This window comes from Flagellimonas eckloniae (assembly GCF_001413955.1).
Lineage (GTDB): Bacteria > Bacteroidota > Bacteroidia > Flavobacteriales > Flavobacteriaceae > Flagellimonas > Flagellimonas eckloniae.
On the sequence record NZ_LCTZ01000002.1, the window covers coordinates 1,317,251 to 1,329,477 of the forward strand.

The following is a 12,227-nucleotide window of genomic DNA, read 5'->3' on the forward strand; positions in this document are numbered from 1 at the left end:
GTAAACAATTCTGCAAAAAGGAAAACAACATAAAAAAAGCCCCGATTTTACAATCGAGGCTCAAAACTTATACTGATAAAATTATAGCTTACTTCTTTTTAGAATCTGCTTCCATTTTATCTTTCAACGCTTGCAATTGCGAGTTTGCATCACCAAGAGTGGTTTTGGACTCCTCTGCAGAAGCAGCAGCCTTTCTTTTAGCTGTGCTTACGTTGCGTTCTTCTTGTTCTCTAAAGATTGCCGTATGACTTGCTACCACACGTTTAAAATCTTTATTGAACTCAATGATCTTAAATTCTACTTCTTCACCTTTGCCAACTTTCTTGCCATCTTCTTTCTCCATGTGTCTTGAAGGAACAAATCCTACAATATCCTCATTGAAGTTAACGGTAGCTCCCTTATCAACAATCTCTGCAATCGCTGCTTTGTGAACAGTTCCTTCTGCAAACTCAGCAGAATATTTGTCCCAAGGATTCTCGGTAGTTTGCTTATGACCAAGGCTTAATTTGCGTCCTTCAACATCCAATTCCAACACTTCAACTTCCAAAGTATCACCAACGGCTACAAATTCTGATGGGTGCTTAATTTTCTTGGTCCAAGAAAGATCAGAAATATAGATCAATCCATCAATTCCTTCTTCCATTTCTACAAACACACCAAAATTGGTAAAGTTTCTAACAATTCCTTTGTGTCTAGAACCTACAGGGTATTTAGAAGTAATATCCGTCCATGGGTCTGGAGTTGATTGTTTGATACCTAACGACATCTTACGATCTTCTCTATCCAAGGTCAATACAACTGCTTCAACCTCATCTCCAACGCTTACGAAATCCTGAGCGGAACGTAAGTGAGTTGACCATGACATTTCAGAAACGTGGATCAATCCTTCTACACCTTCGGCAACTTCAATAAAGGCACCGTAGTCAGCAATAACCACAACCTTACCTTTAACTTTATCGCCAATTTTTATTTCATCACCCAATGCATCCCATGGATGTTTCTCCAATTGTTTAAGACCTAATTGGATTCTTGATTTGTTATCATCAAAATCAAGGATTACCACATTTAATTTCTGGTCTAGTTCAACAACTTCATTTGGATGGTTTATTCTACTCCAAGAAAGATCTGTAATGTGAATCAATCCATCAACACCACCAAGGTCAATAAAGACACCATATGAAGTAACGTTCTTAACGATACCTTCCAATACTTGTCCTTTTTCAAGCTGACCAATGATTTCCTTCTTCTGTTCTTCAATATCCGCTTCAATCAACGCTTTGTGTGAAACAACTACGTTCTTGAACTCATGATTGATCTTAACCACCTTGAATTCCATGGTCTTACCAACATACTGATCGTAATCACGGATAGGTTTAACATCAATTTGAGATCCTGGTAAGAAAGCCTCAATTCCAAATACATCTACGATCATACCTCCTTTGGTTCTGCATTTTACAAAACCTTGAACAATCTCTTCTTTGTCATGGGCAGCATTAACTCTGTCCCAAGCCATGATTGTTCTTGCCTTTCTGTGAGACAGTACCAGTTGCCCAGTTTTGTCTTCACGGATATCTATAAGTACCTCAACTTTATCGCCAACCTTAAGGTCTGGATTGTAACGGAACTCGTTCAATGAAATAACACCTTCAGACTTTGCATTGATATCAATGATAGCCTCACGGTCTGTCATGTGAACTACTTTTCCTTGAACCACTTCTTCATCAGCGGTATCAACAAAATTTTCCTCTACAAGTTCTTCAAATTCCTTAAGCTTTGTATCGTCTACGCGCTCAATTCCTTCTTCGTACTTTTCCCAGTCAAAATTTTCTAAATATTCTTGGGGGTCTTGTTTTGGAGTTTCTTCCTTGGGTTCGCTAACCTCTTGAGATGTTTCGGTAGCTTCTAGTTGGGCTTCGGTATTTTCCAATACCTCGACTTCTTTTTTTTCTTCAGCCATGTGCTGATTTAAATTTGTATTCTACAATTTTACAAGAGCTAAACGATTATTGCAGAAGTTGTTAAATTATGTTTATTTCCCTTTTTCTCTTGTTATTCGTTAAAAAGGAGTGCAAAAATACAATTAATTACTTGTTTTACAAACCCATAGGGTCCACTTATTTAATTGTGATAATAATTAGCATGAATTTCTGCTAAAATGTGACTTTTATACATATATTGTTTCTTAATATTAACCATTAAAACAATTGAGAAAATTATGAGTGCAAAAGCAAAATATCAAGCAGTTTTAGATTTAGGACAAGAATTAGGCATAAAGGACGGTGATGTATCTGAAGATGGAGGGGTTCTAAAAATTAAGGGAGTGGCCAACACGCCTTATGAAAAAAATGCTATTTGGGACAAAATCAAGGAGATTGGTGGTCAAAGCCCTTCTGATGTTAAGGCAAACATTTCTGTTGCCGACGATTCTGTCTATCACAGACATACGGTAAAAAGTGGTGAGTCTTTAAGCAAAATTGCAAAGCATTACTATGGTGATGCCATGAAGTACAACAAGATTTTTGATGCTAACACGAATATCCTAAAGAATCCGGATGTGATTCATCCTGATCAAGTTTTGGTCATCCCGAATATTTAAGAAATAAATTCTTTGCAAAAAAGGCGCCTTTCAAGCGTCTTTTTTGTTGTAAAAGCGTATATACTACATGTATTCGCTTCCCTAAACGCCCCCGTCCACAAATTTTACATGAGTTTTTACGATAAAAAGACCGAACTTCATTTATTTGTTGATTAATTTATTGAAGCAAATACTATGAAACAAAAACTATCATTCATATTTACTATTTTTCTTCTACTGAATTCTTGTAAAAGTTCAAAAAATATTACTGATAAAAAATGTCCTCGTCATATTTCAAAAAGTATTAAAGGCACGAGTATAGATCAATTTAAATATACTTTAGGAAAAGATACACTCTCTTATAATGAAGTTAAGTTTTATTGTGTTTACAATACCGCATTCTACACACATAAAACTATGTATGACAAATTTGGAAAATGGGATAGAGAAATATATGCCAATGGGGAAAGACATCCTATCCTTTTGTGGGAAAACATTAAGCTTTTCGAAAAAGATTCAACTCTTTTTACAATAGCAACATTAGGTGACGAAAGCGAAAAAACAATTTATGCATCATTTATGGCATATGACAATAATGGAAATGATTTATTGAACGATATAATTTATAAAGAAAAATTAGTGAATTATTTCAAAGACTTAATTCATAAAAGTAAACCTGAAAAAAGAGATTTTTATAAAATATACTGGAGTATGGTAGATACTAAAAGCTAAAATATACAAAGGAAAATATAATTTGACAGTAATATCTATAATCAACTGCTTACAGTAGATTTCCTAACGTAAATCCTTAACTTTATATATTGGCTCGGGACTAGTAAGAACAGTCTTGTAGACATTTCTCTCCTTAATCAAGTTTTGATTATTCCGAATATCAAATGTTTGTACATTTATTTACATAGTAAAAAAGGCCTCTTTTTTTGTTCTGCATGACTTTTCAATAAAAATCACGAACTTCACTTATTGTTGAGTATAAATCATTAAAACGGATTTATATCCTAGTTAATTACATACAAATACCACTTCAATATGAAAAACCTTATTCCAATTCTTCTTCTTCTTTTAATGCTAATTGGTTGTTCGCCTAAATCCCAAAAAAATGATAGCCTTCTTGATGAAAAAATAGCTAGAATAGAAAATGGACTGCAACCCAATCTCCAAATCCAAGGGGATAGTATAGCGACCTACAACATCAAAGAAAGATTAAGTGAGCTAGGTATTCCCGGAGTAAGCATCGCTGTCCTAAAGGAAGGGCAAATTGAATGGGCAAAAGGTTATGGTGTTGCTGACATTTCAGAAAATCGTCCAGTGACGAGTGAAACAATGTTCTTAGCAGGATCAATTAGCAAACCAGTTGCCGCAATTCGTGCACACCAACTTGCGGAGGAGGGTAAGTTAAGTTTGGATTCAAATGTGAACAATTATCTAACTAGCTGGAAGCTACCTGACAATGAATTTACCAAAAAAGAAAAGGTAACCACTCGAAGAATACTGAATCATACTGCTGGATTAACAGTTTGGGGGTTCCCTGGCTACGATAAAGGTGATACAATACCTAGTGTAGCTGAAGTTTTGGATGGTAAGGGTAATACAGATTCAGTACGTGTATATAAGGAACCTGGTGAGAGTTGGATGTACTCTGGAGGAGGATACACTATCATGCAATTAATGATAACTGATCTTGAAAGAAAATCATTCCCTGACTTAATGCAAGACAATGTATTAAATCCTCTTGGAATGACATCCAGTACTTTTGAAAACCCACTATCTAAGCGGTACCATTCCATTGCTGCAACCGGTTACCGAGATAATGGTGATGAAGTAGAAGGTAAATGGCCAATATACCCTGAAATGGCCGCAGCTGGCCTCTGGACAACCCCATCACAACTCATACTCTGGGCTAAAGAAATCCAGAAAATCCATCAAACAAAGGAAGATGGGCTATTAAAAGTAGGGACAGTAAATGAAATGCTGACACCAGCAATGAACAATCATGGTCTTGGTCCTGTTGTGAACGAACATACTTTTGGGCATGGAGGAGCGGATGAAGGATTTAGAGCAAACTTGGTTGCATGGAAAGAACATCCGATTGCTGTAGTAATTATGGTCAATTCGGACAATGGCAACATCATGCAGGAAATCTTATTAAGTATTGCCAAAGAATACAAGTTGCCAGGGGTTGAACCTATGACCCGAAAAGTAGTTGGTAAATCGATTGAAGAACGTACACCAATGGTGGGCACTTACACATTTCCAGAACTGGGAGAAGCAAGTGTCTCCATAAAGGAAAATGGTTTAGAAATAGATGGAGAGTTTACGGATGAGCCCATAATGCTGCTTCCTGAAACTGATAATACGTATTTTAATAGAAATAGTGGAACTTATTATACTTTCCAATTTGAGAATGGAGTTGTTTCGGGAATTCGATTTTGGGAATACATCGGTCAAAAAACAAAGTAATCCTGGGTTTCGAATGTTGAATAACAGACACTAAAATAAATATGCAATCAACTCCTTGAAAGGACATTTCGAACAGGAAATTTATGTGCTCTAACAATTGAAATGCATACGTATTTTAGCTAGATGATACATGAACTTAAAATCTTTATTCAAAAATGAAAACCGTTATTTGGAAATTGAATTTACAATCTGACCCAAACAAGGTTTTTAATTTGCTCACTACTCCAGAGGGAAGAACAAAGTTTTGGTCCGAAAAAGCAACTGAAAGTGAGGGTGTAATTCACTTCACATTTCCAAATGGTCAAACCTATCAAAGTCAAATTTTAAAGAGCATTCCCAACAAAGAATTCCATTTGGACTATTTTGACAGTTTGGTGAAGTTTCAATTAACGCAAACTGAAACCGGAGGAACAGATTTCACTTTAATTAATGAAAACATACGTGCAAGTGATTTTTCAGAGATACATGCCGGATGGATATCGGTATTGATGAACCTTAAGGCGGTAGCTGACTTTCAATGTGATTTAAGGAATCATGACCCTACAAAAACTTGGGACCAAGGGTATGTAGATAATTAATAAAATCTGGAAGGTTTTCTAAGCTGCGGAAATAATTCGCTGCGTAAAGTTATAGATTCGCTCAAACTGTTCTTCCACTCCCATATCACTATTGTCAAACTCAATGGCATCCTTCGCTTTCTTTAAAGGAGAAATTTCACGGGTGGAATCTATCCTATCCCGTTTTTGGACATTGTTGAGCACTTCCTCAAAAGTGACCTCTTCCCCGCGCTCCAAAAGTTCTTTATAGCGTCTTGCGGCACGCGTTTCTGGTGAGGCTGTCATGAATATCTTCAGCTCAGCATTGGGAAAGACAACGGTGCCAATATCCCTTCCATCCATTACAATGCCTTTCTCCTCCCCCATTTGTTGTTGCATTTCAACCAACTTACTTCTTACTTCGGCAATTGTTGCTATTTTACTCACCTGCTCAGAGACCTTCATGGTTCTGATTTCTTTTTCAACATTTTGGCCATTCAAATACATTTCTGACAGACCCGAAGTCTCATTGGGAACAAATGTCAATTTAATATTTGGCAATTGCTTTACGAAAGATGGAATATCCTCTTTGGCACCTAAATAATTGTTGTTTAAAGCAAAAAGTGTTACGGCACGATACATAGCTCCGGTATCCACATAAACATAATTTAAAGCAGAAGCCAACCTTTTGGCCAAAGTGCTTTTACCTGTTGATGAATATCCGTCTATGGCAATAGTTATTTGCTTCACTAACTACATATTATACTTGACAGTACCTCTTAATGTTTTTAATTCATTTAAAAGGTATTGCTCATTGCACTTTATCAATTCGTCAGAAGACAAAACATCTTCAACTCGTGTATCAGGATTTAAAAGTCTTCTATACTGACTTTCGCTCAATATTTTCTTTTCTTCCCATAAATAAGCTATAAAAGCAGACGGTGTTTTCGCAATAAAATTATTTTCTTCCATTTTATTAATATTTTCTAAAGTTTCTTGGCCTTCTTAACCTTCGTTTCCGTAACAGCAATATCAATTACTTCGCTCATATCTGAAACGTAATGGAATGTAAGTCCTTTTAGGTAGTCTTCTTTAATTTCAAGAATGTCTTTACGGTTTTCCTCGCACAAAATTATTTCTTTGATGCGTGCACGTTTTGCCGCCAAAATCTTTTCTTTAATTCCACCAACAGGCAATACTTTGCCCCTAAGGGTGATTTCCCCGGTCATGGCCAAGCTCTTTTTTACCTTGCGTTGTGTGAAAAGTGAAACCAAGGAAGTAAGCATAGTAATTCCCGCACTAGGGCCATCTTTTGGAGTGGCACCTTCAGGAACATGGATATGTACATTGTATTTTTCAAAAACATCAGACGCTATACCAAAGGTATCCGCGTTGGATTTAATGTACTCCATCGCAATTGTGGCCGATTCCTTCATAACCTTACCCAAGTTTCCGGTAATGTTCAACGTACCTTTTCCTTTGGATAAAATAGATTCAATAAAAAGAATATCACCACCTACACTGGTCCAAGCCAATCCTGTGACCACACCCGCAACATCGTTGTTTTCATACTTATCCCGTTCTAAACGCGCGGGACCTAATATTTTTTCCACATCCGCATTTGAAACCTTGATGTCGTATTCCTCTTCAATTGCAATTGATTTTGCTGCATAACGCACCATTTTGGCCAACTGTTTTTCCAAACTCCGTACACCAGATTCGCGGGTATACCCTTCCACAATTTTCTCCAACTGCGGTTTCCCGATTTTTAAATCTTTTGAAGAAAGACCGTGCTCTTTTAATTGCTTTGGCAACAAATGTTTTTTCCCTATTTCAACTTTTTCCTCAATGGTATATCCCGTTACATTGATGATTTCCATCCGATCCCGTAAGGCCGGTTGAATGGTTCCCAAATTATTTGCTGTGGCAATGAACATTACTTTGGATAGGTCATATCCCATCTCCAAGAAATTATCATAAAACTCACTATTCTGCTCAGGGTCCAAAACCTCTAACATTGCCGATGAAGGGTCTCCTTGATGACTATTGGAAAGTTTGTCAATCTCATCCAAAATAAAAACAGGATTGGATTTTCCCGCTTTTTTCAAGCTTTGGATAATTCGTCCTGGCATTGCGCCAATATAGGTTTTTCTATGCCCTCTAATTTCGGCTTCATCCCGCAAACCGCCCAAAGAAATTCTAACGTATTCCCTACCTAATGCCTCGGCCACAGATTTACCCAATGATGTTTTACCAACCCCTGGAGGGCCATACAAGCAAAGAATGGGCGATTTCATATCGTTTCGCAGCTTCAAAACCGCCAGGTATTCTATAATTCTTCGCTTTACATCTTCCAGACCGTAATGATCTCTATCCAAAATTTGCTGCGCTCGTTTTAAATCAAACTTGTCTTTTGAAAATTCATCCCAGGGTAAATCCAAGAACAAATCCAAATAATTGCGCTGAATGGAATATTCCGCAACTTGTGGATTCATGCGCTGCATTTTTGCAAGCTCTCTCTCAAAATGCTCCTTGACCTTTTTATTCCATTTTTTCTTTTTGGATTTGGCCCGCATCTCATCTACTTCTTCCTCATAGGACAAGCCACCAAGTTCCTCCTGGATAGTTTTCATCTGTTGGTGCAAGAAATACTCTCGCTGCTGTTGGTCCATATCACTGCGCACCTTGGATTGAATATCGTTCTTCAACTCCAATTTTTGGAACTCCATGTTCATATACTTCAGGGTGGTGAGCGCCCTCTCCTGAAGATTGGGAATTTCCAAAAGGTTTTGCTTATCCGCTACGCTTAAATTAAGGTTGGAAGACACAAAATTGATCAAGAACGAATTACTTTGAATATTCTTGATTGCAAATGTGGCCTCACTTGGAATGTTTGGATTGTCTTTAATAATCTTAAAGGCCAACTCCTTAATTGAATCTATAATGGCTTCAAACTCCTCGCTCTTTTCATCTGGGCGTTCCTCAACTGCCTCTTTTACCGTTGCTGTGAGGTAGGGTTGTTCTGTTACCACCTCGGCTATTTCAAAACGTTTTTTCCCTTGAATGATAACTGTTGTATTCCCATCCGGCATTTGCAACACCCGCAAAATTCTTGCAACCGTGCCCAAAGTGTTAATATCCTCTACTCCTGGGTTTTCGGTCTGCTCATCTTTTTGTGAAACAACCCCAATAGTCTTTGTGCCGTTATTGGCATCTTTAATCAAGTTTATGGATTTGTCCCTCCCCGCTGTAATAGGAATAACCACGCCTGGAAAAAGGACGGTATTTCGTAATGGCAAAACAGGCAGTATTTCCGGAAGAGCCTCCTTGTTCATTTCCTCTTCATCTTCAGGTGTCAATAATGGTATTAACTCCGCATCTTCATCAAGACCTTGCAGTGAAATATTGTCAAAAGTTGAAATTTTTATTTCTCCCATGTGCTATGTTTCGGTCATTTTGTCACAAATGACGTAAATCCTCGGTTTATACTAGAAGCCAAATCCTGTACAATACACTAAAAATAGGCATTACACTAGTGGTATGGTTCTTTTTCATTTCTATAAAGGCAATTCCTGTGCCATTAAAATTTAAAAAAATGAAAAAAAGTGTAACAATTGGTAAATTCATCCATCTATAAGACAAACCATTCATTTTTTGAGCCACCAAAATGAACATACTGATGCACTGCTTCAATCGTGCTTAAAAGGAAAACAAAGCGCACAATTGGAAATTTACAATAGGTACTATAAAGCTATGTACAATGTAGCTTTTAGGATTGTAAAGGACTCTGCCGAAGCTGAAGATGTAATGCAGGAATCGTTTCTGAACGCGTTTACGAAACTGCACACATTTAAAGGAGATGTAGCCTTTGGGGCATGGTTAAAGCGCATTGTGATAAACAACAGTATATATCATTACAAAAAGCAGCAAAAAAATAGAGCTGTTGATCTAGATGAAGTAATGTACAAGGTCGAAGATAATGATGAAGTTTCTTTAAATCACAATGGTTATACTGAACTGAAGGCTCAAAAAGTGATGGAAACCATGAAAAGTTTAAAAGATAATTACAGAGTTTCTTTGACCTTACATTTAATTGAAGGGTATGATTATGAGGAAATAAGTGACATAATGAATATCAGCTACGCAAATTGTAGAACAACAATATCGCGAGCTAAAGAAAGTTTGAGAAAAAAATTGACCGTAAATGCTTAATTATGAGTAACGATAATTTAGATAGATTGTTTGAAAGGCTTCAAGGAGATTTTGACTTTGAGGAACCAAAAAATGGTCACCACGAACGTTTTATAGAAAAGTTAGGGCATGCCAATGGTGTTGTTACATTACATAAACAAAAAACAGCTTGGTGGAAACCACTATCCATTGCCGCATCTATAGCACTTGTTTGTCTTTTAGGTCTTACTGTATTCAATACAAGACCATCTATCAAGGAGCAAGTAGTGGAAATTTCACCAGAAGTCTCCAAAACAGAATTCTATTTTGCCAGCCTTATTGAAGAACAGGTACAGTTGTTAAAGGATGAGAAATCTCCTGAAACCGCAAAACTGGTTGAAGATACTTTACTCCAATTGGATAAACTTGAAACCAATTATTTAACTCTGGAGCAGGAACTTATCAATGGTGGAAACAGTAAAATCATTTTAAACGCGATGATAACAAACTTTCAAACCCGAATTGATCTATTACAAGAAGTATTGACCAATATTGAAAATATTAAAATTTTAAACTCATACAATGATGAAAACATTACTATATAAATATGTCTTAATGGCATTAACCCTAATTCCCCTTTCCTTGGGTGCCACTACAGGCAAAATGGGTGGAAAATATACCAAGGAAAAAACCATTAAAAAAGAATTTAGTGTGAATGCCAACGCTCTTTTTAAGGTGAAAAACAGCTACGGCAATCTTAATATCACCTCTTGGAATGAAAATAGGGTGGTTATTGAAGTCCACATTAAAACAAATGGTAATAATGAGGAAAAGGTTCAGAGTAGATTGAACGAAATTGATGTTGATTTTGAAACAAGCAGTGATTTGGTCTCCGCAAGAACCCTATTTGGAGAGAAGGAAAACAACTGGGGATGGAAATGGGGAAAACGAAACAATGTGAATGTTCAGGTAAACTACACTATTAAATTACCTGTAAAAAACAACATCAACCTTAGTAACGATTATGGCAATATTTATTTGAACCGTATTGATGGCCATGCCAAAATTAATTGCGATTATGGTAAAATTGATGTAGGTGAGTTAAGGGGGCGAAACAATGAGCTTAGGTTTGATTACACATCTCGTTCAAGTTTTGAATTCATAAATAGCGGCGAGATTATTGCCGATTACTCTGGCTTCACTATTGAAAAAGCAGGTAATTTGATTGTAAGAACGGATTATACCAACGCTGTAATCAAAAAAATGGAAGATCTGGACTATAATAGCGATTATGGTTCTATTCAAGTGGACGAAGTTAATAGTGTAAAAGGAAATGGAGACTATATCGGTATAAAATTGGGAACTGTCCATGGAGATGTTGCCATAACCTCAGATTACGGGTCCTTCAAAATTGCCCAGATGGCACCTGATGCCGGTGATCTTAATATCAAAACCGATTATACGGGCATTAAGATTGGGTACCATCCTGAGTATCACTTTGACTTTGATATCACAACGGAATATGCCGGTGTAAGCGGAAAGGAAAATTTCGAAATCCAAGTTAGTAAAGAAAAATCAACCGAAAAATATTACAACGGATACTATGGCAGTGATAACTCCGGTAACGTTGTTTACATAACCAGTGATTACGGTGGAATCACTTTTTATCAAAATTGAAAAATCAAATCAAAAAACAGAACTTAAAACACAATCATGAAAAAATTTATCACACTAGGACTAGCATTATCAATAGTAGCAATTACGAATGCCCAATGGGGGAAAAGAGTTAAGGGAAATGGAAATATAGTTACCATTGAACGTTCCATTGGAGAATATGATGCCGTGTCATTGGCAGGCTGGTTTAATGTAGAGTTTGTAGACGGTAATGAAGGAGAGCTTACTTTGAAGGGTGAATCCAATCTATTGGAATACATTAAAACGGAAGTGAAAGATGGTAAATTGGTTATTAAAACAGAAAAAGGCGTCAATCTGAGACCTTCCAACTGGAGTTCCAAAATTCATATTACCGTCCCGGTTGAAAGTATAAACGCAGCCACGCTTTCTGGTTCTGGTGATATTGTTGGGAAAACGACCTTAAAGTCGGACAGTTTTAAAACAAAAATCGCAGGGTCAGGCGATATTTCACTAACCATTGATGCAACGTATGTGGAGGCATCAATCTCTGGGTCAGGCGACATTAACTTGGCAGGAAAAGCGGTAGATTTTAAGGTACAGGTAGCGGGTTCGGGCGATATCAAGGCTTACGAACTGGAAGCTGAAAATGTAACCGCTTTGGTATCCGGTTCTGCAGATATTAAAGTTACTGCCAATAGTTCCATAGATGCCAAGGTATCTGGTTCTGGGGATATCCATTATAAAGGGAATCCTGATAAAATAAAGACAAAATCATCCGGTTCCGGAGATATTACCAAAGTATAACCAGGAGTTTATTACCAATCAAAAAACAA

The 12,227-nt window shown here is 37.0% G+C and carries 12 protein-coding genes; 8 read left to right on the top strand and 4 right to left on the bottom strand.

All coding sequences use genetic code 11. From position 1 onward, the window contains the following. Positions 1-88: 88 nt before the first annotated feature. The gene (gene rpsA, locus AAY42_RS05665) at positions 89-1,957 is read right to left on the bottom strand and encodes a 30S ribosomal protein S1 (protein ID WP_055393199.1); all 1,869 of its coding nucleotides are present in this window, start codon (positions 1,955-1,957) and stop codon (positions 89-91) included. 258 nt (positions 1,958-2,215) lie between these two features. Here rpsA and AAY42_RS05670 point away from each other — a divergent pair, with 258 nt between their 5' ends. The 4 genes from AAY42_RS05670 to AAY42_RS05685 all read left to right on the top strand — a co-directional run bounded on the left by AAY42_RS05670 (position 2,216) and on the right by AAY42_RS05685 (position 5,631). Beyond that, positions 2,216-2,596 (top strand): LysM peptidoglycan-binding domain-containing protein, encoded by a 381-nt coding sequence (locus AAY42_RS05670; RefSeq protein WP_055393201.1) that lies wholly within the window; start codon positions 2,216-2,218, stop codon positions 2,594-2,596. A 174-nt stretch (positions 2,597-2,770) separates the two neighbouring features. Beyond that, positions 2,771-3,307, top strand: a complete 537-nt coding sequence (locus AAY42_RS05675; protein WP_055393203.1) for a hypothetical protein — start codon at positions 2,771-2,773, stop codon at positions 3,305-3,307. A 315-nt stretch (positions 3,308-3,622) separates the two neighbouring features. Continuing rightward, entirely contained in the window at positions 3,623-5,053 is a 1,431-nt protein-coding gene (locus AAY42_RS05680; protein WP_055393205.1) for a serine hydrolase domain-containing protein, read from the top strand. A gap of 155 nt (positions 5,054-5,208) precedes the next feature. After that, positions 5,209-5,631 (top strand): SRPBCC domain-containing protein, encoded by a 423-nt coding sequence (locus tag AAY42_RS05685; RefSeq protein WP_055393207.1) that lies wholly within the window; start codon positions 5,209-5,211, stop codon positions 5,629-5,631. An 18-nt stretch (positions 5,632-5,649) separates the two neighbouring features. Here the strand turns inward: AAY42_RS05685 and cmk are convergent, their stop codons facing one another. From cmk to lon, 3 genes are read right to left on the bottom strand one after another with little or no spacing between them, the layout of a single operon-like run. After that, positions 5,650-6,339 carry a (d)CMP kinase gene (cmk, locus tag AAY42_RS05690; RefSeq protein ID WP_055393209.1) on the bottom strand — a complete coding sequence of 230 codons (690 nt, stop codon included), beginning with the start codon at positions 6,337-6,339 and terminating at the stop codon, positions 5,650-5,652. A gap of 3 nt (positions 6,340-6,342) precedes the next feature. After that, entirely contained in the window at positions 6,343-6,561 is a 219-nt protein-coding gene (locus AAY42_RS05695) for a hypothetical protein (protein ID WP_055393210.1), read from the bottom strand. Between the two features lie 14 nt (positions 6,562-6,575). Then, the gene (lon, locus tag AAY42_RS05700; protein ID WP_055393213.1) at positions 6,576-9,026 is read right to left on the bottom strand and encodes an endopeptidase La; all 2,451 of its coding nucleotides are present in this window, start codon (positions 9,024-9,026) and stop codon (positions 6,576-6,578) included. A 217-nt stretch (positions 9,027-9,243) separates the two neighbouring features. On the opposite strand from lon, the gene AAY42_RS05705 reads away from it, so the two are divergent. The 4 genes from AAY42_RS05705 to AAY42_RS05720 are packed head-to-tail and all read left to right on the top strand — an operon-like array spanning position 9,244 to position 12,198. After that, on the top strand, positions 9,244-9,801 hold the full coding sequence (locus AAY42_RS05705) for an RNA polymerase sigma factor (protein WP_055393215.1): 558 nt from the start codon (positions 9,244-9,246) through the stop codon (positions 9,799-9,801). A 2-nt stretch (positions 9,802-9,803) separates the two neighbouring features. Then, positions 9,804-10,364, top strand: a complete 561-nt coding sequence (locus tag AAY42_RS05710; protein WP_055393217.1) for a hypothetical protein — start codon at positions 9,804-9,806, stop codon at positions 10,362-10,364. Continuing rightward, positions 10,345-11,436 (top strand): DUF4097 family beta strand repeat-containing protein, encoded by a 1,092-nt coding sequence (locus tag AAY42_RS05715; RefSeq protein ID WP_055393219.1) that lies wholly within the window; start codon positions 10,345-10,347, stop codon positions 11,434-11,436. The genes AAY42_RS05710 and AAY42_RS05715 overlap by 20 nt, the downstream gene beginning before the upstream one ends. 36 nt (positions 11,437-11,472) lie before the next feature. Then, the gene (locus AAY42_RS05720; RefSeq protein ID WP_055393222.1) at positions 11,473-12,198 is read left to right on the top strand and encodes a head GIN domain-containing protein; all 726 of its coding nucleotides are present in this window, start codon (positions 11,473-11,475) and stop codon (positions 12,196-12,198) included. The last annotated feature ends 29 nt before the right edge of the window (positions 12,199-12,227 follow it).